The sequence below is a fragment of the Caballeronia sp. LjRoot34 genome, from assembly GCF_964253815.1.
In the GTDB taxonomy this organism is placed as follows: domain Bacteria; phylum Pseudomonadota; class Gammaproteobacteria; order Burkholderiales; family Burkholderiaceae; genus Caballeronia.
In genome coordinates this window covers 2017830-2042541 of the sequence record NZ_CAXUSB020000002.1, presented here as the reverse complement: position 1 = coordinate 2042541, position 24712 = coordinate 2017830, and the positions used below count along the sequence as shown (strand labels likewise).

The window sequence follows — 24712 nt, the reverse complement described above, 5'->3', positions numbered from 1 at the left end:
ATATTCAGGATGATGATAAACCGCGACACTGGGTTCATCGAAAGCATTCAAGAGAGAAAAGCATGGAAACTCAATGCGCAATCCCCTTGCCGGCAGCAGTGCGGCGCGAACTGGACGCGTCGCACCGATGGAAAGTGCTCGGTGTCGGCGTGGCCGCGAACGTCAGCTTTTCGGCTGCCGCCGCGGGCATTCCAACGACCGCCGTCTGGCTGCGCGCCGATTATCACCTCGGCAACGCGGCGCTCGGGTTGGCGCTTGGGGCCATGGGGCTGGGTGCTGCGCTCTCGGAATTGCCGTGGGGTGTGGCGACCGATCGCTGGGGAGACCGCCCTATCTTGCTGACCGGGTTGGCCGCCACCGCTGCCGCGTTGCTTTCCATGATGCTGTTTGTCGTGCCGTCGCATGCGGCCGTTCCGGGTTTGTTGTGGCTGGTGATGTCGATGTGCCTGGTCGGTCTGGTCGGCGGGAGCGTGAATGGATCCAGCGGGCGTGCGGTCATGAGTTGGTTCCAGGAAGGCGAACGTGGTCTGGCCATGAGCATTCGCCAGACCGCCGTGCCGCTTGGCGGTGGCCTGGGCGCGTTGATCCTGCCCTGGCTTGCCTCCACTGGAGGATTCCGCCCGGTCTACGGCGTGCTGGCGGCCATGTGCGCGGTCTCGGGTGTGCTCACCTGGCTTTGGCTGCATGAGCCGCCGAAGGTGGCTGTCGGAGCGCATGCCGGTTCGAATGCGAGTTCGCCTATGCCGGCCGTGCCCGCGGTCGGTCCGCTGCGTGACGGGATGATTTGGCGTGTCGTGGCCGGCATCGGCATCTTGTGCGTTCCACAGTTCGCGGTGGTGACTTTCGCCACCGTGTTTTTGCATGACTTCGGGCATGTCGGCATAGCGGGTATTACCGCGACGATGGTCACCGTCCAACTCGGCGCGATGATCATGCGCGTTGCAAGCGGCCGTTTCACCGATAAACGCGGCAACCGGCGGGCGTATTTGCGCGGATCGACGCTGGTCGCGGTGGCGTCGTTCGTGGTGCTGGGCGCTGCGGTGGGGTCGGGTCACAGGTTGCCGGAAGCGTTGCTGATGGTGCTGATCGCGTTCGCCGGAATCTGCGTGTCCGCGTGGCATGGGGTGGCCTACACGGAACTCGCGACGCTGGCCGGAAAGGATCGCGCGGGCACGGCGCTCGGGATGGTCAACACGGTCGTTTATCTCGGCTTGTTCCTGACGCCGCTGTGCATTCCGCATTTGCTCGCGATCGGATCATGGGGCGTTGTCTGGATCGTTGCGGCTGTCTGCGGGCTGGTTGCTTATCCGCTGTTTCCGAAACCGGTGAAGTCAGTGAGGAAGTTAGTGAAGCCGGCGGCGCGGGTGTCGTGAAGGGTTTCGGAATGGGTTTGGTTGCGGGCCTGGTCGGTTTGAGGAGGGTGGTTGATCGTGTCCTACCGCCTTCGCTGGCTTCCCATAATCGCCGATACAAATCGAACCATTCGCTCGCATCTTTCAAGATGTCGGTTAGCCGAACGGGCTCGTGGCGCATGCTGCTGCGGCAAGGAATTGGCGACGCCGTCCAGCTACGGTTGATGAGCAAAAAAGGCCGCTGCGGCGAGCCGGTACGGGCGGCGTTGCGCGTCACGATCGCGCACGATCAACCCGGCATGCTCAAGCACCCGGAGATGCCTGGACGCAACGGCGGGCGTCATGTCGAACGGCTCTGCAAGTTCCGATATCGATACCGATGCCTCTCCTCGGGCGCGCCACGCAAGGATTGCCCCTGGGTCGGATCGGCGAGCGCCGCGAAGGTCGAGTTAAGGAGGTCGGTGCTCGCGCGCGCTTGATGGTTCATGACGTCAGTGCTTTGCTAACCACTCGATATGGTTGAAACAGACGGCCGGAATGTCAAGGTACGGAAGGAGCGTGGGCATTCGTCTACAGGTTTTGGACTGTATTTCGACGATCCGAATCATCGCTTTGGTGCAAACCCGCCGGACCGATTCGCGCTCCAGCAGAAAAAGCGTGTTGCCGCTACTATTCCGATGATGAAAAATCTGCCGGACTACGCGTCTCGAACGCTTTCGAACCCACTCTACGATTTTGTCGAACGGCATCCGCGGCTGTTCGTTTTGTCCGGTGCTGGAATTAGTACGGAATCCGGAATACCTTGCTACCGGGACACTGAAGGGCAGCGTACCGGTCGAGCGCCTATTTTGCTGAAAGACTTTATGGGCTCGGAGTTTGCGCGCAAACGCTATTGGGCACGCAGCATGATCGGCTGGCCATTGGTCGCGGGTGCCGCACCGAATGCAGCGCATCTCGCGGTTGCCCGGCTTGAGCGCCTGGGGTTGTTCGAAAGGCTTGTCACGCAGAACGTCGATGGACTGCACACGAGCGCGGGCAATACGGACGTGATCGAATTGCACGGCAATATCGGCCGGGTGCGGTGTATGGAATGCGGCGACGAGACTTCGCGGGGGGCGCTCCAGCCACGACTTATAGCCGATAACCCGGGCTTCGTCGGCCTGGCTGCGTTGCCGGTGGCGGACGGCGATGCGCAACTCGAAGGCTATGATTTCGCCGCCTTTCATGTACCGGGCTGCACGCGCTGCGGCGGCTTGCTCAAGCCGGACGTGGTGTTTTTCGGCGAAGGGGTGCCACGGACCCGCGTGGACGCGGCGGCGGCCGCGCTAGAGCAAGCCGATGCCATGCTCGTGCTTGGTTCGTCGCTGATGGTGTATTCGGGATTTCGCTTTTGCGAGTGGGCCGCGCGCGCGGGCAAGCCGATAGCGGCGGTCAATCTTGGAAAGACGCGCGCTGACGCGCTATTGCAACTGAAGGTCGAAGCACCGTGCGGGGCGACGCTCGATGCGCTGGCGAGCGACCTCAACCGTTAGTTTTTCGCTCGCGCCGGTGGACGGGTTTTTGGGGTTTTGGTGGGGTGGGGATGGTGGTTGGCGGTTGATGTTGGGTGGTCGGGTCTGGGGTTAGCGGTCGGGGTCTATGCCGGGTTGGTGCTTTCAGCCGTGGTGGTCTGCGTGAGTCGGATTTTCTCTTTATCACTGTTAGCCACTGTGCGTGGCGGCACGTCATTTCTGATATGACTTTCCGTGTCAACAGGTGTTTTTAGCTGTGGTCATCTTTTCTCTTCCTACAATTTCCTGAGGGCGGCGTAGCAGTAACACTCGACGGTGAATCAATCTGATATTCGCGGGTTGGTTACCGCATTACAGTGATCCGTCTCGTGAGCCTGCCGCTAACTTTGTGCGCAAGTCGGCGTGAACCGTTGATAAGCCGTTGCAAAGAAATGCCGCGGGTAACTCTGATGCCGGGCTACGCCGCCTTCAGGAAACTGCCTTTTCGATGATTGCAAAACTGTTTTTTGCTGGTTTAGACAGCCGCTCTGGACTTGTTGATCGCCTGCTCCATGCCCAGACGGGCGATGTCCCAGATAAACCCGGCGAGTTCGCGAGCGATCGCGACGACCGCCACGTTTTTGAGTTTGCCCTTCGCCACCATTCTTCTAAAGCGCCCACACAGACGCAACTGCGCGTCCCAGGCGCGATCGATAATCACCTTGGGCACGCCCTCATGACGCTGCTGAATTTCGGGACTCACGCGGGCCGTATGCCGATAACTCCAGGCGGCCTCGATCAGCAACTTTCGCGCAAGCGAATTGCCCGTCTTGGTGATGCTGCCCTGGCGCCGGCTGCCCCCCGACGAGTATTCTGAAGGCGTTATGCCCAGCCACGCCATCAACTGCCGAGGATGGGCAAAGCGCGTCACATCGACGATCTCCGAGAGCAAGCCAACGGCGGTGGTGAACTTGATGCCGCGCATGGTTTGCAGGGCGAGCACGGCGGGATAAAAGCGCCACTGCGGCACCGCTTCGCGCAAGGCCGACTCAAGCCGCTCGCACTGCGCAAACCGGTCTTCGATCGCGCGGCGCAACTCGGTGAAGGCGAGGTCCTGCCATGCGTTGCCGAACGAGAACTTGCTGATCCAGCGTCGATGCGCCGGTCCCCAGTTCGCCGTGCCCGCGTATCGCACGGCGTGGGCGAGCAGGAACGATTTTAACGCTTGGCGGGCGCGTTTGAGGGCATCGCGCGTACTGGCCCAGACACGCGCAAGATCGCGAAACGCTTCGTCTTCGACGGTGGGCACATGCACTGCGCTGAGGTCGCCCGCGCGCAGTGAGCGCACGAGCTTGAGCGCGTCGCGGCGGTCGGTCTTCACGCGATCGCCGGCTTTGCGCGGGATCAGCGAGGGGGCGCACACCATGCACTCGAAGCCTTTGGCAGCGAGGCGGCGCTGCAGGTCATAGCCCAGAGGACCGGCTTCATAAACGATTTTTACGTGGCGAGCCTTGGATTGAAGCTTTTTGCATAACTGATCAATATCGCGAGAGCGCGTGCCGATCTTGCCGAGCACTTCGACTTCGCCGCTGCCCAGCGCGTAGGCAACTGTAATCGAGTCTTTGTGAACATCCAGTCCGACAAATAACGTGATATCGTTTTGCATGCTGGCCTCCGTGTTGGAAACAAAACCTATGAGTGACGGGTTCGCCCTCACTGTTACGGCTCTGGCGCTATGCTAACCCGCGTGTTTTAGCTCTGTCACGGGGGCCAGCCCTTACTGCTCACGGAAGTCATACTAACTTTGTCCAAAGCGACAAAGAAACGAAGCAAAGAAAACGCTTTAACCGCTCTACCCTAAGTGTCCACAGCGTGCAGTTTTGATTCATGGGTGCCCCAAAAGCACGGTGCTCGCCAGAACCACCGATGTTTGAACCCCTCCTTCTCGCGAATCCTGACACGAACACGCTTCGCCCCGTACGCTCTCGGGCAAGCACCATTGCCCAGGAACCGGCGCGGCATCACATGTATATATGGCTGCGGTTTTTTGACGGATTAGCTGCTGGTCTGCGCGGTCATATTCGTGGATCACCGCTTGATGCTCATCTACTACTTCGGTTTTTTGTGAGTTGGTTACGCGCCTACGCGGTTATTTTCATCGGTTACGGCCTTAAGCATTGTTGGGGCTTTACTACTTGGTAGGTTGGCGGCGTGGTCCGTCGTGCGTACACATTTGGAGGGATGTCCGCGGATAGCGCGGGGTGCTCCTTGGGCAGGTTCAATCACTGGTGGCGAAGCGTGTGGGTATCGGTGTTCGGAGAAGGAGGGTTTCACACATCGGTGGCTCTGGCGAGCACCGTGCTTTTGGGGCACCCATGAATAGAAACTGCACGCTGTGGACACTTAGGGTAGCGTGGTTTAAAAGCGTTTTCTTTGCTTCGTTTCTTTGTCGCTTTGGACAAAGAAATGACGTGCCGCCACGCACAGTGGCTAATAGTGATAAAGAGAATATCCGAGTCAGGCAGACCGCTAACGCTGAAAGCAGCAACCCGGCACCAACCCCGACCACTATCCCCACAACCTCGCCATCAACCCGGCCCACTAACCCCAAAACCCCGTCCACCGGCGCGAGCGAAAAACTAACTATCGAGTTCCTGCTCGCGTCTCACCCGCGCTTCCTCTTCAAGCCTGATGTCTTCAATTTCCTGCATGACAGCTTCAATATCCACCGGAGTGGTGTCGACTTCCACGTGACCCGTGAGCTTTGTATCAATAGTGAGCAGGCCCGCTTCGTATAGCGCCCACATTTCCTTACCGTAACTCGCCTTCAGCAATTCGGGCGCGAACTGCCCAAAGTAGGTCGCGAGGTTATCGACGTCACGTTGCAGCATGGCTGCCGCTTCGTTATTGCCGGCGGCATCCACGGCCTGTGGCAAGTCGATGATCACCGGACCATCGGCAGCCAGCAGGATGTTGTATTCGGACAGATCGCCGTGAATCATGCCGGCGCACAACATGCGCACGACCTGACTCAGCAGCAGTTCGTGCAGCTCGAGCGCACGTGCGTGGCTCATGTCCACGTCATTCAGACGCGGCGCGACGTCGCCCTGGGCATCGACCACCAGTTCCATCAGCAACACGCCATCCGTGCAGATGTAAGGTTGCGGCACACGCACGCCGGCATTGGCGAGGCGGAACAGTGCGTCGACTTCGGCGTTTTGCCATGCTTCTTCCTGCATCTGGCGGCCGTAGCGCGTGCCTTTTTCCATCGCGCGCGCTTGCCGGCTGTTTTTCACCGTGCGGCCTTCCCGGTAAGAAGCTGCCTGCCGGAAACTGCGCTGCTTCGCGTCTTTATAGACCTTCGCGCAACGCGTGGAGTCACCACTGCGCACGACATAAACGGTCGCTTCCTTGCCGCTCATCAACTGGCCGATCACTTCGTCGATCAGGCCTTCTTCCAGCAGCGGTAGCAGCCTTTTGGGGGTTTTCATACGGCCACCGCATAGGGGAGGACTTCGCGGAAGCCGCAAAGAGGATGGCAGGCGGGGGGGCAGAAAATTGGAATCATGGCGGATTATAAAGGCAACGCGGATTTGCCCGGGCAGAAACGGTTGCGCGCGGGTTGCGCACGCTCGGGAGGGACCGGTTTTCGCCGGCTCATTCATCCCGCCAACCCTGCGCTGAAAGCGCCCGCACGGCGTCTGCTCCAGCTTGCTCTTTGTCTTGCGGTTCCCTGGCCGATTGCGTTGGGCGATTGTGCTGGCCGATTGCTCGAATCAGCCGCCGAATCAGCCGCCCGAATCAGCCGCCCGAATCAGCCGCCCGAATCAGCCGCGTTGGCTTTGCAAACAAAGCCAACGCATGTCCCCCAACCCCTTCACTCCTCACTCACATAGCGGGCACGCCAGCGGACGCCCTGTTTGCAGGCTAAGCACATTGCCAGCTTAGGAATTTAAACCGGATTTCCAAAAGCTTTTCCGTGCGAATTGTTTATTCCGTCGTGCGAGCCGATATCCCGGAGTACACCCGGCCGATTCCGCCATCGCCGCCCCTTTGCAGCATTGCGAATCGGGGTTCAATACGCGTATCGAGGACGGATCGAAAAACGCTTCTATTTTGATACGCAACTCTGAAAGGGCATTTTAGTATTTGTCTAATCAATCCCTTAATACATTGCTATCCATATCAGCACAACCATTTAAAGCGCTTTTATTGGTCCTGTTTAATTAGACGATATTCGAAATTACCGATTAATAATCAGACGTTACAACGTGTTACGTCTTTTTTACTGTCTCAAAACGTTTCGTCTGTGTAACATTCATTCCGACAAGTAGGCAGAACATACGTCTTTTTCAGTCGCGGCGTTTTGGCGGATTTTGCCAGCGACCCTGCCAGCCTTTCCTCCCGATTCAATCGTTACCGAGTTCCTCCAGGGCGCTTGGGGGAGAAGGTTTGCCCGGTTCAGGTCCATCGCTACGATCAGGCAGCCATTCAAATGAAAACACATCCTTTACTCAGTTATTCAATATATTCAGTTGTGCTAGCGTTGGCGGCATGCGGCGGTGGAGGGTCCAGCGATCCCGCCAGCTCCAGTTCCACCGCGGCGACAACCGGCTCTTCCAGCGGATCCGGCGGGACGGCCGCTGCCACGTCGGGAACGACGGCAGGTACGACAGCCGGTACGACGGCAAGCACTGCTGCCGGCACCACGGGTTCTTCGGGGGCGGCAAGCCCCGCTGCTGTCGTGTCACCTTCCGTGGTCGCGAGCGCCGCGCTGCGCATGACGTGCGCGTCGCCGGTTACTGCAACCAGTTCGTCCTCCAGCGGCGTCATTACAGCCGACACGCCGAGCACCGACGGCACGCGCATGTTTGCCTCGGGCAGCACGTTTCCGCTCGCGATTACCGCCAGCCCGTCGGCCGCTGACACACTCGCGTGGTCCGTCAATGACAGCCTCGGCAACACAGTAGCCAGCGGCAGTTTCCCCGCACCGGCCGGCTCCAGCACCACGACGCTCAGTTGCACGTCGACGCTGGCCGGTTACTTCGCGGTATCGGCGACGCTGGCCAAAGCGGGCGGCGCCGTCCAGACGGCTGGTACGCGCCCGACCGGGATTGCAACCTTTGGGGTGCTGCCCAATGTGACCGCGAGCGTGCCCACCCCGACCTATACACACCAGGAACAGCATCGATTCGGCATGCAAGGGTTCAACGGCTGGACCGCGATGCTCAATGCGCTGGGTATCACGTCGACCATCGATGACCGCGAACTGTCGGCCACGGAGCCGAACGGACCGAACACCTGGACTCCGAGCGCCACCACAACCGACACCGGTTATGCGTCAGGCCAGATCATGCGGCTCGTTCGGCTCGACGGGATTCCCGCGTGGGACAGCCCGACCGCCGCCTTCAACGACAGCTCCTATCTGCCCACCGACCAGGCGGGGTACCAGACGTACATGAGCCAGGTCGGTACGGAAACTGAAGCGATGCGGCAGAAATACCTGCCCGCAATGGCAAAAAATTACTATCAGGTGACCTGGGAGCCGAACCAGTTCTGGCTGGATACGAACGCAAATTTCGTACAGCTATACAAACTGGTTTATACAGGCCTCCACGCGACTGATCCGAATGCCGTCGTGATGGGTCCCACCGACGCGTTTCCGGCGCTCACCACGCAGCGCCTGCAAACCATGGCGCCGCTGGGTCTGGCCCAGTATCTGGACGGTATCGCGACGCACGGTTATTACGATGCAGGCACGTCGCCGTCGCATCCGCCCGAGCGTCTTGCGACCGACCCGAGTCCCGCGAATGCCGCTAACGCGCTGATGAACGAGATGCGCGGCCTGCGCCAGGAAATGCAGAAGGACTACAAGCCGGGGATGAAGCTGTTCGTGACGGAAACAGGGATCAGCTACGACCTCGGTACGTCGTACGGTCCCAATTATCCGACCTCGAATGTTCTGTTCGCGCAGGGCGCGGTGGTGGCGCGCACGCACATCATCATGCTTGGCGAAGGCGCCGACCAGACCTACGTGTTCTACGGTGCGGATTATCCGGCCGAACCGGGTTACGGCACCTTCTTCGACCTGGCGGACCCGCAGGGCGCGTACGGTGCGACGAACATCAGTCCGAAGCCGGCCGCGCTGGCGATCGCGGCAATGACGCGTGTGCTTGACGGCACGACCACGCTCGGGCCGGTGAACGGCACGCCGTCGGGTGTCTATGCCTATGGATTCCAGCAGCGCGGCACGGGCATTCCGATCACCGCACTGTGGACCCACAACAACGCGGTATGGAGCGCGAGCACCGGCTTCAGCCAGAGCTATAGCGTGAGCTACAACCTGAGCGTCGACGCGGCGGGAACGAGCGGCACGGTGCAGGTGCTGGACTGGATGGGCAACGCGTCGACAGTGGCTTACAGCAACGGCGTGGTCACCCTGAACCTGACTGAGATGCCGATGTACGTGGTGTCGAAGAACGCGAGCGTTGCGCAATCGAACTCGACGGTGCCGCTGGGGTATCTGGGTACCTGAGGCTTGGTTGTGTACCGAATGAAAAAACGCTGCTGCGGGTTCACTCGCAGCAGCGTTTTTTATTGATACCGCCGATTTCAGCTTCCGAGTGCCGGGTCGGACATGCTGCTCTTGCCGGTTTCCACGTGTCCTGCAAGACGCCGCACGAAGCTGGTGTCCGAGGCGATGGTGACGCTCAGGTCGTACCAGCCATACGACCCGCGCAGGTCCAGATAAAGGCTTTCGGTGTCGCCGCCACGCACCTGGCGCGTGATGACCGTGCCGGGCGTATAGGCGTTCGCTACGCTGAACGTGCAGCTCGTCGTGCCCTGGTTCTTCAGGCGCAACTGCAGGTTGCCGTTGGCGACGTCGTAACCCTCGGCGACTTCCGGCAGCGCCTGCTTGTCATTCCACCAGCTTTGCTGGACAGCCGTGCCAGTGAAGCGGCGCAGGAACCCGTTCGGACCGTACACGATGAAGTCGTACGTATTGGTTGCGGTCAGCGGGAACTGATCCTGCAGGCGTTTGCCGGCTTCGACGGTATAGCAGCTCGGCGCGGTCTGACTGTTGGCCGTGTACAGGAGGAAGGTCGCGCCGGCATCGCCCGTGTTGATGAAGTCGAAGGTGACGCCTTTGCCCGTATTCGTCTGTGCGTGAACAAAGAACTCGTAGGGCAACGCGCGGGTGGGGCGCACGCCGGGCTCCTGTTTCGGGACGGCCTGAACCGCGGGCGGCACCGGCACATAGTCAGGATGACGAATCTGTTGCGTGGGGGCGTAGCCGCTCGTATCCGGCAAGGTCGGCAATGCGGCGTTCGGGTTCTTGAAATTGAACGCGGATGTCAGGTCGCCGCAGATCGCCCTGCGCCACGGCGTGATGTTCGATTCGGTAACGTTTGCGCGCGAACCAAAACGCGTTTCGATAAATTGAATCACCGAGGTATGGTCGAACAGTTCCGAGCACACGTAACCGCCTTTCGACCAGGGCGAGACCACCAGCATCGGCACCCGTGATCCAAGGCCGTAGGGACCCGCCTGATAGCTGCTGCTGCCCGGGAAGATCTCGTTGACGGTGCTGACCGTGGATTTGCCGTTAGCGGGGGAGGAGGGTGGGAACGGCGGCACGACGTGGTCGAAGAAACCGTCGTTTTCGTCGTAGTTGATCAGCAGCACCGTCTTGCTCCACACCGCCGGATTCGACGTCAGGATCTGCAGCACCTGGTCGACGTACCACGCGCCATAGTTGGCCGGCCAGTTCGGATGCTCGGAGAACGCTTCGGGCGCGACGATCCATGAAACCTGCGGCAGCGCGTTGTTCTGCACGTCGCGCTTGAGGATGTCGAAATAACCGTCGCCGGCTGCCGCGTTCGTGCCGGTGCGCGCCTTGTTATACAGCGGACTGCCGGGCTGCGCATTGCGATACTGATTCAGGTAGAGCAGCGAGTTGTCGCCATAGTTGCCAATGTACGCGTCGCTGGTCCAGCCCCACGAGCCGTTTGCATCGAGCCCGATGCCGATGTCCTGATAGATCTTCCACGAGATGTTCGCGCTCTCGAGCACTTCCGGATACGACGACCAGCTATAACCGAGTTCGGCATTGTCGATCACCGGGCCGCCGCCCTTGCCGTCGTTACCCACCCAGCCGGTCCACATGTAATAGCGGTTCGGGTCCGTCGATGAGTTGATCGAGCAGTGGTACGCGTCGCAAATGGTGAAGGCGTCGGCGAGCTGATAGTGGAACGGAATGTCCTGGCGGGTCAGATACGCCATCGTGGTCGTACCTTTGTATGGCACCCACTGATCGTAACGGCCCTGGTCGTAAGCGCCTTTTCCCGAGGTCCAGTCGTGCGGCAGATCCTGGATGAACTGGTTGCCGAGGTCGGGCGCGCTGGGGCGGAACGGCAGCACTTCACCGAGTCCCGCAGCAATAGGCTGGTTGAAGACCGGCTGGCCGTTGGGAAGCAGCACCGGGCGGGTATCGCCAAAACCGCGCACGCCCTGGAGCGTGCCGAAGTAATGGTCGAAGGAGCGGTTTTCCTGCATCAGCACGACGATATGCTCGACGTCCTGGATGCTGCCGTGCTGGTTATTGGCGGGTATGGCGAGTGCATTGCGGATGCCAGCCGGCACGATACCTAGTGCGGTGGCGGAACCGGCTGCCTGTGCGGCGGCCCTGAGAAAGTCACGTCGGCTTTTTAAGTTCATGGGTCTCTGTCGGTCGTGGTGGGGAAGGCTTGATCGGGCCCGCCGGCCGCTTTCGTGTCGCCTTGTGTTACTCGGCCTCGTGAATAACCGGGGGCAACAAGGGATCGGAAGCGGCGGCGGGCGGGGCGGCTTGGGTAAGACTGGGTGTCTCTGTTGCCGGCTGGGTTTGCTGCAGAGCCCAGCGTTGTATATCTGATGATCCGGTCAAGGCGGACGCATCGGCTTGCTGAAGGGAAGAAGGCGAAGAAGCGGGTGATGAAGACGGGGAAGCTGAGGATTGCTGCGGCGTGGATGCTGCGGGTTGATCGTGCTCACCGCATGCGGCGAGCATCGTGCATGCAAGCACGGCGCCGCACAGCCAGTCGAGACCAAGTAATCTGCTGAGCACAAGCGTCCTCTGGACGGTTTGCGTGACGGCGCCATGCGCATGCGGATGGCGTCGGGAAAGGACATGCCAGAGGATAGAAATTACACGTGTAGGATTTATTAAATAATCGAAATAACATCCGCATCGTAATTAAAACGTAATTAAACTGTTTGAATAAGGTAGGGAGTATTAATCAATAGGGAGGGAGTAAGCCGCGTGGCTATCAGGATTTGCCGGTCGTTTCGACAGTGCCCAAGGTTTGTCCATGCCGCCGTTATGGAAAGGCAGATGGTTATGAAAAATTCGTTAAAGCTTACGATTTACATGCCGTAAAGAAGTGGGCAGAGGCAGCCAATCGACTGTCACTGGCTGTTATCCGAAGTCCCGCAACGGCGGCTCCTGTGTGCTCGACGAGGAACGCCGGCCGGACCATAACAACATTGTTGCGGTCCGGTCGCACCAGATTCAGTTGATCCAAAAACGCATCTGGTCGACCGGACGACACAGGAGGACACAATGTTTACCGATACGGCGCAGCGGGTCTTGCAATTAAGCGACTACGCGGTGCGCCTCGCGGCCGCACGTGACCGGAGTTACGCGCTCGCACGTGAAGTCGAGAAGTCGCAAGCCACGCTGAACGGGATGGCCCAGGATCCCGCAAGCGATGCCGCCCTTTGCCGTTATGCGGCTGACGCCCTTGAATCCTTGTGCGAGAACCTGGTGCGGCTGTGCGCGCTGACCGACCAGGCGTCGGCGAATGCCGAAGCGCTTGCGGCCTTGCCGCTGAAATTTTTCTCCGATAACGAAGGCGCCGCCGCGGACCTCGAAGCGGCGGTCCTGTCGCTGGCCGAGGCAACCTCGACCGCTGATACCCAGCTTGCCGAGCTTGCGCAAGTCGTAGCGGAGGCGTGCGGCGCCGTCAATGAAATGCGGCGACCCGCGCAAATCGGGTAAACCCCGGTCCAGGAATTTTGACACGGTAATATGCGGGTATACGCGAGGCGGCAACATGCTTCGCGTGCGTCGCATGCATTGCGTTGGTCTGGCGATCCCGGTCCAACGTTTTGCCTGACGCACCAAACAGGAGGGTTCGCCGCGAGGTGGACTCGTCGTATCGGAACCGGCCACGAGCCGCTACCGACACTTGTCCCGGGTATTACACATGTCCATTGCAGCATCCCTATGCTCCCTCGCGCGAGGTTTCCATCGCGCGCGCAACCACCGGGCCACCACCCGTGGCGCCGTCTCCCCTCCCTCTCGTCTGCTCACCCGCCTGCTCGGCGCCGATCCCGGACTTCTGCGTTTTCACACTGCGCTTCGCAGTGTGATTGCCTGCGTGCTGACGGGCGTAATGACGATCGGCTGGACGGTTCATACGCATCGGCCGCCGACGCTCGCCGCTTTTGCGTTGCTGTTCGCGATGGTCGTGCCGCTGTTTCTCCGCGATGCCACGCCGCGTGCCTGGTTCGGGTCACTTGCTGTTATCTATGGTGCGGGGTCCGCGAGCCTGATCGCGGCAAGCACGCTGGCGGCCTGGCCGCTCGTGGCAGATGCCGCATTCCTTGCCGTGCTGTTCGCGGCGATGCTGGTTCAGGCATGCGGTCCGCGCGCGCTTGGCGGCGCGATGACGGCAGTTGTTTCGTTCTACCTAGGGTTGTACCTACATCCGACGCTCGCGCACGTGTTTGCGATGCTCGGGTTATCGACGATCGCGTTTGCTTGCGTGGCGTTCACCGGTCGGGTGCTGGTGCCGACCCGGCCCGAGGCCACGCTGCGCCGCGCGATGAGCGCGGTGATGCAGCGTGCCACGGCCGTGCTCGCCGATCGTCGCGCTGATGCGCCTGGCGCGATACGTCATTTGTCGCTGTTAAACGAAGCGGCGCTCGCGGTTGAAGAGCAGCTTGGCTTGTTCGACCTCCCGGGCGCGCAGCGGCTGCGGGCGTGCCTGATCGACGTCGAGGTTGCGGCAGGCCAGCATGCTGTGGATGCCAGCCGGCTTGATCGAAGCGATGTTCGTTTGCGGATTGCCCTTCGGCGGTTATCGCGTGCAGGCCGTGACGCGGTGGCGTCTACTGCGCGCGCAGCGAAGACAGGCGTGAAGCGGCCGGTTGGCGCTGCGCTCGTTTGGCGCGATGCGCTTTCCTGGCTGCCCGCCTGCCGGGCGACGACGGCTGCGCTGATCGCCATGCTGATCGGTCATTCGGTGTCGCCGGAGCGATGGTTCTGGGCCGTCATTACGACCTTCGTGGTGTTTCTTGGGACGCGTTCGCGCGGCGATACGATCCGCAAGACCGGTGAGCGCGTGCTTGGCACGCTTGCGGGCGTGGCTGTCAGTGCAGCGCTCGTGGGCGCGCTTCATGGCGCGCCGTGGCTGCTGGTTGCCGCGATGGCTGCGTGCGTGTTCGGCTGGGCGTACTTCATCCTGACCTTGTATGGGCAGGGTGTGTTTTTCATTACCGTGCTGGTTGGGCTGATCTATGGCGAGTTGGGCTTTGCCATTGGACCGCTGATTGAGATGCGGGTGGAGGAAGTGTTCGTTGGCTGCATTGTGTCGATAGCCGTGGCGGTATCGATGATGCCGCTGCGCACGTCGCATCACGTCGATGTCAAGGTGACCGGTGTGCTTGATGCCCTCGATGAGGTCTTGCGTGTTTGCGCTACGAGTGTTGATGGGCTTGAGCTCCATCCGCTGACGGCCATGCGCGCGCTCGACCGGCGCTGGCATGAGTTGCGGGTCGCGTTGCGGCCGTTGCAAACGCAGCGGGTGTTCGCGTGGAACACGCAGATGGAGCTTGCGGTCGGGCCGTTGTTTGCGTGCGTTCAGGCGGCGCGAGAACTGGCGCGGGAGAGGGCGCGAGGGGGGGCGGTTGCACCAACCGATGAAGCCCGTGCGCGCCTCGCCGGAGCGATGGTGTTGTTTGCGGCGCGGTCCGGGCGGCGGGGTATGCAGGACTCGGAAGCGGCAATTGCACGGGGGGTTGTTGCTGCGCGTTAGCGGTCGGTCGGGGTCAGTGCCGGGTTGGTGCTTTCGGTGTTAGTGGTCTGCAAGAGTTGGATTTTCTCTTTATCACTGTTAGCCACTGTGCGTGGCGGCACGTCATTTCTTTGTCCAAAGCGACAAAGAAACGAAGCAAAGAAAACGCTTTCAAACCACGCTACCCTAAGTGTCCACAGCGTGCAGTTTTGATTCATAGGTGCCCCAAAAGCACGGTGCTCGCCAGAGCGAAGGATGTGTGAACCCCTCTTTCTCCGAACACGGATACCCACACGCTTCGCCACCAGTGATTGAACCTGCCCAAGGGGCACCCCGCGCTATCCGCGGACGACCAACCATCAATTTGTATTTTCGTCGAACCACGCCGCCAACCCACGACGTATCAAAACCCCAAAGGGGCTTAAGGCAGTAACCAACGAAAATAATCGTATGGAGCAGGTAGTCAATTCACTAAAACTCGAAGCGGTAATTCACGTCAAGCTGCTACGGATCAGGCTGCGATCCACGAATACGACCACGTAGACCAGGCAGCCAACCAAAATACCGCGACCGTAAATACGTGTTAGGCCATTTGGAGTCCTTGGCAATCGTGCTTGCCCGAGAGCGTACGGGGCGAAGCGTGTTCGTGTCAGGATTCGCGAGAAGGAGGGGTTCAAACATCCGTCGCTCTGGCGAGCACCGTGCTTTTGGGGCACCTATGAATAGAAACTGCACGCTGTGGACACTTAGGGTAGCGTGGTTGAAAGCGTTTTCTTTGCTTCGTTTCTTTGTCGCTTTGGACAAAGAAATGACGTGCCGCCACGCACAGTGGCTAATAGTGATAAAGAGAAAATCCGACTCACGCAGACCACTAACACTGAAAGCAGCAACCCGGCATCAACCCCGACCGCTAACCCCAAAACCTCGCACCCCACCCACTACCCCCGCCCAACGCTCCAGAAACCCAAAACCCGTCCACCGGCGCGAGCAAAACCCTAAGAACTGATAGAGCTAAGCCTAGAAGCGACCCCTTGATGTCCTTAGCGTTATCGTTCGGTTTGAACCCGCTCATGGCGCTGCTAGATTGATGTCGATCCGACACATAAAAGGGTAAGCATGTCAGCCATTCCGGAAAATACAGCGACGCGTCCTGCATCAATCCATCCAGGCGGATCTTCAGACGGATCCTCAGAGAAAGCACCCGCGCATATCATCCGTGACGATGCCGAAGCCATTGCGCGCGCCCACGAAGTGGCCGCTCGCCTGGCCGAACATGCCAGCGAGCGCGATCGCGAGCGACGCTTACCCCATGAGGAAATCGACTGGTTTTCGCAAGCCGGCTTATGGGCGATCACCGTTCCCAAAGAGTACGGTGGCGCCGGCGTGTCCTATGTGACACTGACCGAAGTCATCAAGATCATCGCCGCCGCCGATCCGTCGCTGGCACAGCTGCCCCAGAACCATCTGGGCCTCGTCGACGTCATCGCGCTAACAGGAACCCACGAGCAGAAGCAATTCTTCTTCGGCGAGATATTGAAGGGCAAGCGTCTCGGCAACGGCTTTTCGGAGAAGGGAACAAAGCACGTCCTCGACCTGAAGACACGCGTCACGGCCGAGGGTGACGAGTATGTCGTCCACGGCACGAAGTTCTATTCAACCGGTGCGCTGTTCGCGCACTACGTGCCGGTCCTCGGTCTCGACGACGAACGCCGTGGCTGGCTCGCCTACATTCCAGCAGGTACGGCGGGCTTGCAGGTTATCGACGACTGGTCGGGCTTCGGCCAACGCACCACAGCAAGCGGCACGGTTATCGCGGACCAAGTGCGGGTTGCAGCATCCCACGTGTTTCCGGCATTTCGCGTATCGGACCAGCCGACGCTCAATGGCCCGATTTCCCAGATCATCCAGGCGGCTATCGATGCGGGTATCGGACGGGCTGCTGTCGACGACACGCTGAAATTCGTACGCGAGCGCTCGCGTCCGTGGATCGATAGCGGCGTGGAGCGCGCAAGCGACGATCCGCTTGTGGTCCGCGAGGTGGGTCATCTTCACATTCAGTTGCACGCGGCCGAGGCGTTGCTTGAGCGCGCGGCGCGTACGCTGGACGCCATTGCAACACAAGCGCATGCGCCAGACGAAGACGATATCGCCCGTGCATCGGTGGCGGTCGGCGAAGCAAAGGTATTGACCACCGAGATCGCATTGCTCGCCAGCGAAAAGCTGTTCGAACTGGCGGGAACGCAGTCGACGCTTGCTGCGCATAACCTCGACCGCCACTGGCGCAATGCGCGCACGCATACGCTGCACGATCCCGTGCGCTGGAAATATCACCTCGTGGGCAACTACTACCTGAATGGCGTCAAGCCGGCGCGCCACCCGTGGAACTGAAACCGGGTTGTCCATAAAACAGCGCCATAAACAGCGCGGCCCTCGCGTAATCAGCCAAGCCGTGCGGCGGCGCCTTGCCGCTGCGCGTTTTCAGTTTGGCGTTGTCCCCACGCTCTCACTCCACGGAAACGGAAGCCATCCTTCATGCTTAAACCTATCGGCCGTTTGTTCGCTGCCGCATTGCTTGCTGGCAGCATCACCGCCTATGCAGCAGGCGGCTTACCCAATGCTCCCGCGCCTTTCAATAAAGGCGGCGTCAGGATCGCGTTGGTCAACTATCTTTCGACCGGCGATTTCTTTCAGGCTTATGAGGCGGGTGCGCAAAAGCAGGCCAAGGCGCTTGGCATCGACCTGCGCATTTACGAGGGCCGTCAGGACGCTGCCCAGCAACGTGATCAGATCCAGCAAGCGATCAACCTGGGCGTTTCCGCCATTATCGTGAATCATGGTTTGCCGGAGTCCTTGAAGGACGTGGTGCAGGTGGCGCTCGATAAAGGCATCAAGGTGGTGGCATTTGACGTTGACCTCGGCAATCCGAAGGTTCCACAGATCGAGCAGAGTGACCACGATCTCGCGACATTGTTGCTCGATCAGGCAGTGAAAGATAACGGCGATGCGTTTGCCGCCGCGTACGTCTATGTGCCGGGTTTTGCTCCGCTTGACCGGCGCGACGCGGTCTGGAAGGCGTTCAAGACCGCGCATCCGAAGGTCCGGGAGGAGGCGCGCTTCGGCACAGTGGATAATCCGATCGCACAGTCCGTTGCCAACCAGGCTGCGGCGGCTTATCGGGCGCATCCAGATGTGCGGGTGGTGTTCGCGCCCTATGACGAGTTCGCTCGCGGCGCAAAGCTGGCGGCCGACGAGGCGGGCATTGCCTCGAAGGTCCGGATTTATAGCGCCGATATATCGACGGCTGATATAGAGGCGATCCGGGCGCCCGGGAGTCCATGGGTCGCCACTGCCGCGACTAATCCGGCCGTAGTGGGAGAAGTTTCGGTGCGAGCGGCAGCGCTGCTGGTGGCGGGCCAGGACCCGGGGCACAGGATTGAAATAAAACCCGCATTGATCACGCGCGACGACCTCGTCAAGAATGATATCCGCACGATTGCGGATCTTGAGTCCCGGTTTGTGGATTTCAGGCGGGCAGATGTGGCCAAGGCGGGCTGGATTCCCGAGATTCGTGATTAAAGAATAGTTGATTCGCTATCCTGATGATCTATATCATCTATTCCTCGACGCGGATTTAATTCGTGACCCACGCAATGAAGTTCGGTGAGGATGTCGATCTGTGTGGGTTTGTCTACGGTAAAGAGCGCGGGTTTTCTTGAGCCACGGTTCGAGCACGGTCAGCAGCGCCAAGCTGCTCGATGAGGGCGTCGGGCTTTTTCCGCGATCAGCTCCTGGAACTGGGCAACCCGCTGGCTATCCTTGCGCCAACATAAAAATCCCGCGCAGGCGAGTCGCCTGCGCGGGATTTTGTTCAAACGAACGTGGTGGCTACCGCCCGGCCTAATTAAAGCACCGGCCACCCGTGATCGCGGCTAGACGGTTCGCCCGCGACTAAAGAGCCGCAGGATGAGCAGCAGGATCACGGCGCCAATCAACGCAGTGATCAGCGACCCTATGATGCCGCCGCCCAGATGCAGGCCGAGCACGCCGCCCAGCCAGCCGCCAATGAACGCGCCGACAATGCCGACGATGATGTCCACAATAATTCCGAAGCCGCCTCCATCAACGATCCGGCCAGCGAGTGCGCCGGCAATTGCGCCAATGATCAGCCAGAAGATGATTCCGTGCGAAACAGGTTCCATAGCTTTCTCCGTCAGGTGAAATCCGCGTAGCGGGCTACCGGCATGGTGATAACGATACTTCGGGGAGGTGTCATTGCTGCGGTTTCCATGTTCCCCTTGAATCAATGGACATCTCGGCTGATGCAAACCGCATGCCTGCCAGAACCATGCGGCAAGAACGACCGATTCACCAGCTTGGCGCTTAACGTCGGCAGGCGTCATCGGGCTAAACCCGTACCCGAACGGTCCCTCTACCAGTTTGTGATCCACTTTTGCTATCGGACCATCGAATAGTCGGATTGTTTTGCTATGAGCACGCCCCTATAGTTCAGTCATCAGCGGCTTTAAGCAGGCGCCGAAACCCGGTGTCGAAACAAACAATCATCCTAAAGACAAAAGGAGACACGATGAACCAGATCGATCTGGCCGGACGGACCGTGGTGATCACCGGTGGCGCACGCGGTATTGGCTATGCAGTGGCGCAACGCGCGCTCGCTTCGGGCGCTGAAGTCGCACTATGGGACATCGACGCGGAACGCCTTGAGCGAGCCCGCGGTGAGCTCGCGAAGGCCGGTAAGGTCAGCGTCGCCGTGGTCGAACTGACGGAAGAGGCATCGGTTGAGCAAGCCACGCAGCAGACGCTGGAAGCACATCGAAAGATTGATGTGCTGATCAATTGCGCGGGCATCACCGGCGGCAATGGCACGACTTGGGAGCTGGCGCCGGACGTATGGCGCCGTGTGATCGATGTGAACCTGATCGGCCCGTATCTCACCTGCCGCGCCGTCGTGCCGCACATGCTGAAGGAAGGCTATGGCCGGATCGTGAATATTGCGTCGGTGGCAGGCAAGGAAGGCAATCCGAATGCGTCGCACTATAGCGCTTCGAAAGCTGGCCTGATCGGGCTTACGAAGTCGCTCGGCAAAGAGCTCGCCACGCGTGGCATCCTGGTGAACGCCGTGACGCCGGCGGCTGCGAAGACCGAGATCTTTGATTCCATGTCGCAGCAGCATATCGACTACATGTTGTCGAAGATTCCGATGAATCGTTTCCTCCTGCCGGAAGAAGCGGCCTCCCTGATTCTGTGGCTCAGCTCGGAAGACTGCGCTTTCAGCACGGCGTCGGTGTTCGATCTGTCCGGTGGTCGCGCGACGTACTGAAGCCGCTCCCGGGTGCCCCTACAAGCGCGCCCGCTACATAAAAATATCTGGAGACACGCATGAGCGATACCGCTACCGCGGAGGACGCCGTCGTCGCGCGCGTGATGCGTCGGCTGCTGCCGTTCCTGTTGCTGATGTACATGCTGGCGTTTCTCGACCGGGCAAATATCGGCTTCGCGCAAAAAGCGCTGCAGCACGATACGGGTCTGTCGAATGCGGCCTTTGCGTTCGGAGCGGGCGTGTTTTTCGTCGGCTACGCGCTGTTTGAAGTGCCGAGCAATCTGCTGCTGCATCGTGTGGGGGCAAAGCTCTGGATGTGCCGGATCATGGTGACATGGGGGCTTGTTTCCGCAGCGATGGCGTTCGCGCATACGGCCACCATGTTCTATGTCCTGCGCTTCGCGCTGGGTGTGGCTGAGGCAGGTTTCTTCCCGGGCATTGTGTATTACCTCACGCGCTGGTTTCCTCAATCGGCGCGAGCGAGGGCGCTAGGCGTGTTCTATTTCGGCGCGCCGCTCGCCTTCATCTTTGGCAGCCCATTGTCCGGCGCGTTGCTCGACCTGCATGGCGCGTTCGGTTTTGCAGGCTGGCAGTGGCTCTTCCTGGTGGAAGGCGTTCTTGCATCCATCGTCGGCATAGGGGCATTCTGGTATCTCGACAACGATCCATCCAAGGCCCGCTGGTTAAATACCACCCAACGTGAGTTGCTGCTCTCGCGACTCTCCCACGATGCACAGGCAGCGTCGGCGCACGGACCTCGCGGTGTGCTTGCCGCATTGATTGATCCGCGGGTGCTGATCCTGTCGGCGGTGTATTTCCTGATTCAGATGTCCGTGTATGGCGTGATCTTTTATCTGCCGCAACAAGTGGCCGCATTGCTTGGCGCGAACGTGGGTGCGAAGGTCGGTTTCGTCACGGCCATCCCGTGGTTATGTGCGGTGCTTGTTACGTGGGTGGTGCCGCGGTATGCGGATCGTCATGGTCAGCATCGATGGCTCGCCGTGCTGATGCTGGTCATGGCCGGTGCGGGTATCGCGATATCGGGACTCGCAGGACAACCTGTGATCTCGCTGATCGCGTTGTGTTTCGCGGCGAGCGGCCTGATCGCAGCACAACCGCTGTTCTGGACCTTTCCCACGCATTACCTGACTGGCGCCGCTGCGGCCGGAGCCATCGCGCTGATCAATTCGCTCGGCGGCCTCGGCGGTTTCGTTGCGCCGATGGTGCGCACGGCGGCGGAACGCGCGTATGTATCGACGAGTGCCGGCCTCGTGTTGCTCGGATTCGTCGCCGTGCTTGCAGCATTGGCAATCATCGTGTTCGTGCGGCCTGCACATGCGCCCGCGTATCCCCGCGTATCCGTATGACAAGCCCCACGACAAGCGTGCCAAAGCGTCCTGAATATTAGAACCTTAACGGAGTCCGATCATGTCCATGCCTACCATCCGCCACGTTCGCGCGTTCACCGTTCGCGGCGGCGGCGCCGATTATCACGACCAGGGCGCCGATCACTGGATCGACGACCATATCTCCACGCCCATGGCGCGTTACCCCGAGTATCGGCAAAGCCGCCAGTCGTTCGGCATCAATGTACTCGGCTCGCTGGTTGTCGAAATTGAAGCGAGCGACGGCACGGTCGGCTTCGCGGTCACCACCGGCGGTGAGATCGGGGCGTTTATCGTGGAGAAACATCTGGCGCGGTTTCTTGAAGGGCAACGGGTAACCGACATCGAAAAAATGTGGGACCAGATGTATTTCGCCACGCTCTATTACGGGCGCAAAGGCATTGTGCTGAATGCTATTTCGGGTGTCGATCTTGCCTTGTGGGATCTGCTCGCGAAGGTTCGCAAGGAGCCGGTGTTTCATCTTTTAGGCGGACCTGTACGCGACGAACTGCAGTTCTATGCAACCGGCGCACGTCCTGACCTGGCGAAGGAAATGGGTTTTATCGGCGGCAAGATGCCGTTGCAGCACGGACCCGCGGAAGGCGAGGAAGGGCTCGCGAAGAACATCGCAAAGCTAGCCGATATGCGCGCGAAAGTAGGCGATGATTTCTGGCTGATGTTCGATTGCTGGATGAGCCTCGACCTGAACTACGCAACGCGCCTCGCACACGCGGCGAAGGAATACGGCCTGAAGTGGCTTGAAGAAGCGTTGCCGCCCGACGACTATTGGGGTTACGCCGAACTGCGGCGCTCGGTGCCGCGCGGCATGATGGTGACGACCGGCGAACACGAGGCCACGCGCTGGGGTTTTCGCATGCTGTTTGAAATGGGCTGTGCCGATCTGGTTCAGCCGGATGTGGGTTGGTGCGGCGGCATCACGGAACTGATCAAGATCTCCGCACTCGCTGATGCCCATAACGTGCTGGTCGTGCCGCATGGTTCATCGGTTTATAGCTATCACTTCGTGGTGACGCGGCACAATTCGCCGTTCGCGGAGTTCCTGATGATGGCGCCGAAAGCCGACGAAGTCGTGCCCATGTTCAATCCGTTGCTGCTCGATGAACCCGTGCCCGTGAATGGCCGGATGAAGGTGCCGGAGACGCCGGGTTTTGGCGTACGGCTCAATCCGGAATGCACCCTTGTGCGTCCTTATACACACTGAAACATTGAAACGCTGAGGTTTAACCGTGCTGCTCGACAACAAAGTGGTGATTGTCACGGGCGGATCGCGAGGCATTGGCCGCGCGATCGCCGTGGCGTGCGCGAAGGAAGGCGCGGACGTCGTACTGAACTACTGGGGCGATAACGACCGCTCGTATGGAAGGTTGTCGGCCGTGCAAGAGGTGATCGTCGAGATAGAGGCGCTTGGCCGGCGAGTGATCGCAGTCGAAGGAAACGTGGCGCAACGCGAGACGGGACTGGAGCTTGTGAAACAGGCAGTAGACGCGTTCGGTCATGTCGACGTTCTCGCCAGCAACGCCGGCATCTGTCCATTTCACTCGTTCCTCGACATGCCGGCGTCGGTGTACGAGGCGACCATCGGCGTCAATCTGAACGGCGCGTTTTATGTGACTCAAGCCGTTGCGAACCAGATGAAACTGCAAGGTGCTGGCGGCGCGATCGTCGCGACGAGTTCGATCAGCGCGCTTGTTGGTGGGGGCATGCAGACGCATTACACGCCGACCAAGGCGGGCGTTCATTCGTTGATGCAATCATGCGCGATTGCGCTCGGGCCTTACGGCATCCGCTGCAATTCGGTGATGCCCGGCACGATCGCAACGGACCTGAACGCGGAAGATCTCGCCGATACCGAGAAGCGCGCGTACTTCGAAAAACGCATTCCGTTGGGACGCCTGGGCGAACCCGACGACGTCGCGCAGTGCGTGACGTTTCTCGCATCGGATCGCGCGCGTTACGTTACGGGGGCATCGCTCCTGGTGGATGGCGGCCTGTTCGTCAACCTTCAGTGAACGAGCCGGCCGAGTATTTGCGTAGTAAAGCGATGCAGTATTCAGCAGGTTCGCTGAGCGTTTCATGTTTGCGCCGCAACAAGCCGAAGCCCGCGAGGCTTTTGCCGATCTCGACGGGCAGTTCGATCAGCAAATGCGCTCGCAGGTAATCGCGTACGACGGACTCCGGCAGCATGGCGACGGCGTCGCTGTTCTGCAGAAGCTGAAGCGTGGCGAAAATCGACGCGCACTCGACCACGTTGGAGGGCGAAGCAAGTCCGGCCCGCGCAAGCTCTTCTTCGAACAACGCGCGCGCCGGGCTGGTGATCGGTTGCAGGATCCAGGGCCAGGAGATCAGCGCGTCGAGCGAGAGCGTGGTTTCATGGGCGAGCGGATGCGCGGCGCGCACAACCAGCCGCATGGCCTCGCGCGAGAGGGGTTCGAAGTCGAAGTCGTTATGCTGGAGCGGCGTGGTGAGACGGCCGAGCGCGAGATCCACTTCGCGGCGATGCAACAATTGCACCACCTGGTCGCTCGTTTCGCCAAGAATACGAACGTTGAGCAGCGGCCGTTCGCTTTTCAGTTCAGCGATGGCCATGGCGAGCACGTCGGGCGCCGCGCCCATGATCGCGCCGACGGTCAACTGACCATGACCACCGCGCCGCTTGCTTTCGAGGTCGGCGGCGAAGCGCGTAAGGTCGGCAAGCGACCGGCGCGCATAGGCGAGCGTGGCGACACCGAGCGGCGTGGGCTGCATGCCGCGCGCGTTGCGTTCGAACAGAAGGAAGCCGAACGCTTCTTCTATGTCGCTCAGCATGCGGCTGGCGCTTGGCTGGGCGACATTGATCGTCTCGGCGGCCTGATGCAGGTTGCGAGCGTCATCGAGGGCAACAAGCAGCGCGAGATGCTTGAATTTCAGGCGGTTGACGAGGGCAATCTGGGAGACGTTCTGGGTCATCGGGCGTCCTCGTGTGTTCATTAAGCGATTCGGTTTTGCGATCGGCTGATCCTGACTTCGGATTGTCATGTTATCGGTCGGCGAATTATAGTCGTAACGCAAAAGCCGGGATTCAACTGGT

General features: G+C 60.2%; 18 protein-coding genes. 12 read left to right on the top strand and 6 right to left on the bottom strand.

The genetic code is table 11. The features are described 5' to 3' along the window. Positions 1–62: 62 nt before the first annotated feature. The 3 genes from ACSQ36_RS28725 (at position 63) to ACSQ36_RS28715 (ending at position 2884) form a co-directional block, all read left to right on the top strand. A complete protein-coding gene (locus ACSQ36_RS28725; protein WP_436184582.1) occupies positions 63–1373 on the top strand; it encodes an MFS transporter in 1311 nt (436 codons plus the stop codon). Between the two features lie 128 nt (positions 1374–1501). After that, entirely contained in the window at positions 1502–1831 is a 330-nt protein-coding gene (locus tag ACSQ36_RS28720) for a hypothetical protein (protein ID WP_436184581.1), read from the top strand. A gap of 198 nt (positions 1832–2029) precedes the next feature. Then, positions 2030–2884: an NAD-dependent protein deacetylase gene (locus tag ACSQ36_RS28715; RefSeq protein WP_436184968.1), complete on the top strand. Its 855-nt coding sequence runs from the start codon at positions 2030–2032 to the stop codon at positions 2882–2884. Positions 2885–3377: 493 nt separating this feature from the next. Here the strand turns inward: ACSQ36_RS28715 and ACSQ36_RS28710 are convergent, their stop codons facing one another. The 3 genes from ACSQ36_RS28710 to ACSQ36_RS28700 all read right to left on the bottom strand — a co-directional run bounded on the left by ACSQ36_RS28710 (position 3378) and on the right by ACSQ36_RS28700 (position 7711). Then, positions 3378–4508, bottom strand: coding sequence for an IS110 family transposase (locus ACSQ36_RS28710; RefSeq protein WP_436183738.1), 1131 nt, complete (start codon positions 4506–4508; stop codon positions 3378–3380). 973 nt (positions 4509–5481) lie between these two features. Continuing rightward, entirely contained in the window at positions 5482–6333 is an 852-nt protein-coding gene (locus ACSQ36_RS28705; RefSeq protein ID WP_436184580.1) for a PA4780 family RIO1-like protein kinase, read from the bottom strand. A 1027-nt stretch (positions 6334–7360) separates the two neighbouring features. Then, a complete protein-coding gene (locus ACSQ36_RS28700) occupies positions 7361–7711 on the bottom strand; it encodes a hypothetical protein (RefSeq protein WP_436184579.1) in 351 nt (116 codons plus the stop codon). Here ACSQ36_RS28700 and ACSQ36_RS28695 point away from each other — a divergent pair. Next, on the top strand, positions 7710–9377 hold the full coding sequence (locus tag ACSQ36_RS28695) for a hypothetical protein (RefSeq protein ID WP_436184578.1): 1668 nt from the start codon (positions 7710–7712) through the stop codon (positions 9375–9377). The genes ACSQ36_RS28700 and ACSQ36_RS28695 overlap by 2 nt on opposite strands. A gap of 77 nt (positions 9378–9454) precedes the next feature. Here the strand turns inward: ACSQ36_RS28695 and ACSQ36_RS28690 are convergent, their stop codons facing one another. After that, entirely contained in the window at positions 9455–11560 is a 2106-nt protein-coding gene (locus ACSQ36_RS28690; RefSeq protein ID WP_436184577.1) for a phosphocholine-specific phospholipase C, read from the bottom strand. An 883-nt stretch (positions 11561–12443) separates the two neighbouring features. On the opposite strand from ACSQ36_RS28690, the gene ACSQ36_RS28685 reads away from it, so the two are divergent. The 4 genes from ACSQ36_RS28685 to ACSQ36_RS28670 all read left to right on the top strand — a co-directional run bounded on the left by ACSQ36_RS28685 (position 12444) and on the right by ACSQ36_RS28670 (position 18477). Continuing rightward, complete coding sequence (locus tag ACSQ36_RS28685) at positions 12444–12881, top strand: hypothetical protein (RefSeq protein WP_436184576.1); 438 nt, start codon at positions 12444–12446, stop codon at positions 12879–12881. 208 nt (positions 12882–13089) lie between these two features. Further along, positions 13090–14922: an FUSC family protein gene (locus ACSQ36_RS28680; protein ID WP_436184575.1), complete on the top strand. Its 1833-nt coding sequence runs from the start codon at positions 13090–13092 to the stop codon at positions 14920–14922. Between the two features lie 1095 nt (positions 14923–16017). Then, positions 16018–17289: an SfnB family sulfur acquisition oxidoreductase gene (locus ACSQ36_RS28675; protein ID WP_436184574.1), complete on the top strand. Its 1272-nt coding sequence runs from the start codon at positions 16018–16020 to the stop codon at positions 17287–17289. Positions 17290–17433: 144 nt separating this feature from the next. Further along, a complete protein-coding gene (locus tag ACSQ36_RS28670) occupies positions 17434–18477 on the top strand; it encodes a substrate-binding domain-containing protein (protein WP_213765628.1) in 1044 nt (347 codons plus the stop codon). A 353-nt stretch (positions 18478–18830) separates the two neighbouring features. Here the strand turns inward: ACSQ36_RS28670 and ACSQ36_RS28665 are convergent, their stop codons facing one another. Further along, positions 18831–19100: a GlsB/YeaQ/YmgE family stress response membrane protein gene (locus ACSQ36_RS28665; RefSeq protein WP_213765758.1), complete on the bottom strand. Its 270-nt coding sequence runs from the start codon at positions 19098–19100 to the stop codon at positions 18831–18833. 386 nt (positions 19101–19486) lie between these two features. Here ACSQ36_RS28665 and ACSQ36_RS28660 point away from each other — a divergent pair, with 386 nt between their 5' ends. The 4 genes from ACSQ36_RS28660 to ACSQ36_RS28645 all read left to right on the top strand — a co-directional run bounded on the left by ACSQ36_RS28660 (position 19487) and on the right by ACSQ36_RS28645 (position 23654). Beyond that, the gene (locus tag ACSQ36_RS28660; RefSeq protein WP_213765629.1) at positions 19487–20239 is read left to right on the top strand and encodes an SDR family NAD(P)-dependent oxidoreductase; all 753 of its coding nucleotides are present in this window, start codon (positions 19487–19489) and stop codon (positions 20237–20239) included. A 59-nt stretch (positions 20240–20298) separates the two neighbouring features. Continuing rightward, a complete protein-coding gene (locus tag ACSQ36_RS28655; RefSeq protein ID WP_436184573.1) occupies positions 20299–21606 on the top strand; it encodes an MFS transporter in 1308 nt (435 codons plus the stop codon). Between the two features lie 61 nt (positions 21607–21667). Continuing rightward, a complete protein-coding gene (gene rhmD, locus ACSQ36_RS28650) occupies positions 21668–22846 on the top strand; it encodes an L-rhamnonate dehydratase (protein WP_165103356.1) in 1179 nt (392 codons plus the stop codon). Between the two features lie 25 nt (positions 22847–22871). Further along, positions 22872–23654 (top strand): SDR family NAD(P)-dependent oxidoreductase, encoded by a 783-nt coding sequence (locus ACSQ36_RS28645; RefSeq protein ID WP_436184572.1) that lies wholly within the window; start codon positions 22872–22874, stop codon positions 23652–23654. Here ACSQ36_RS28645 and ACSQ36_RS28640 read toward each other — a convergent pair. Further along, positions 23641–24591, bottom strand: a complete 951-nt coding sequence (locus ACSQ36_RS28640) for a LysR family transcriptional regulator (protein WP_213765632.1) — start codon at positions 24589–24591, stop codon at positions 23641–23643. The genes ACSQ36_RS28645 and ACSQ36_RS28640 overlap by 14 nt on opposite strands. Positions 24592–24712 lie beyond the last annotated feature (121 nt).

Bases quoted from the DNA above. Each gene is read 5' to 3' on its own strand.
- ACSQ36_RS28725 (WP_436184582.1), top strand. From the start codon at position 63: ATGGAAACTCAATGCGCAATCCCCTTGCCGGCAGCAGTGCGGCGCGAA.
- ACSQ36_RS28720 (WP_436184581.1), top strand. From the start codon at position 1,502: ATGTCGGTTAGCCGAACGGGCTCGTGGCGCATGCTGCTGCGGCAAGGA.
- ACSQ36_RS28715 (WP_436184968.1), top strand. From the start codon at position 2,030: ATGATGAAAAATCTGCCGGACTACGCGTCTCGAACGCTTTCGAACCCA.
- ACSQ36_RS28710 (WP_436183738.1), bottom strand. From the start codon at position 4,508: ATGCAAAACGATATCACGTTATTTGTCGGACTGGATGTTCACAAAGAC.
- ACSQ36_RS28705 (WP_436184580.1), bottom strand. From the start codon at position 6,333: ATGAAAACCCCCAAAAGGCTGCTACCGCTGCTGGAAGAAGGCCTGATC.
- ACSQ36_RS28695 (WP_436184578.1), top strand. From the start codon at position 7,710: ATGTTTGCCTCGGGCAGCACGTTTCCGCTCGCGATTACCGCCAGCCCG.
- ACSQ36_RS28700 (WP_436184579.1), bottom strand. From the start codon at position 7,711: ATGCGCGTGCCGTCGGTGCTCGGCGTGTCGGCTGTAATGACGCCGCTG.
- ACSQ36_RS28690 (WP_436184577.1), bottom strand. From the start codon at position 11,560: ATGAACTTAAAAAGCCGACGTGACTTTCTCAGGGCCGCCGCACAGGCA.
- ACSQ36_RS28685 (WP_436184576.1), top strand. From the start codon at position 12,444: ATGTTTACCGATACGGCGCAGCGGGTCTTGCAATTAAGCGACTACGCG.
- ACSQ36_RS28680 (WP_436184575.1), top strand. From the start codon at position 13,090: ATGTCCATTGCAGCATCCCTATGCTCCCTCGCGCGAGGTTTCCATCGC.
- ACSQ36_RS28675 (WP_436184574.1), top strand. From the start codon at position 16,018: ATGTCAGCCATTCCGGAAAATACAGCGACGCGTCCTGCATCAATCCAT.
- ACSQ36_RS28670 (WP_213765628.1), top strand. From the start codon at position 17,434: ATGCTTAAACCTATCGGCCGTTTGTTCGCTGCCGCATTGCTTGCTGGC.
- ACSQ36_RS28665 (WP_213765758.1), bottom strand. From the start codon at position 19,100: ATGGAACCTGTTTCGCACGGAATCATCTTCTGGCTGATCATTGGCGCA.
- ACSQ36_RS28660 (WP_213765629.1), top strand. From the start codon at position 19,487: ATGAACCAGATCGATCTGGCCGGACGGACCGTGGTGATCACCGGTGGC.
- ACSQ36_RS28655 (WP_436184573.1), top strand. From the start codon at position 20,299: ATGAGCGATACCGCTACCGCGGAGGACGCCGTCGTCGCGCGCGTGATG.
- rhmD (WP_165103356.1), top strand. From the start codon at position 21,668: ATGTCCATGCCTACCATCCGCCACGTTCGCGCGTTCACCGTTCGCGGC.
- ACSQ36_RS28640 (WP_213765632.1), bottom strand. From the start codon at position 24,591: ATGACCCAGAACGTCTCCCAGATTGCCCTCGTCAACCGCCTGAAATTC.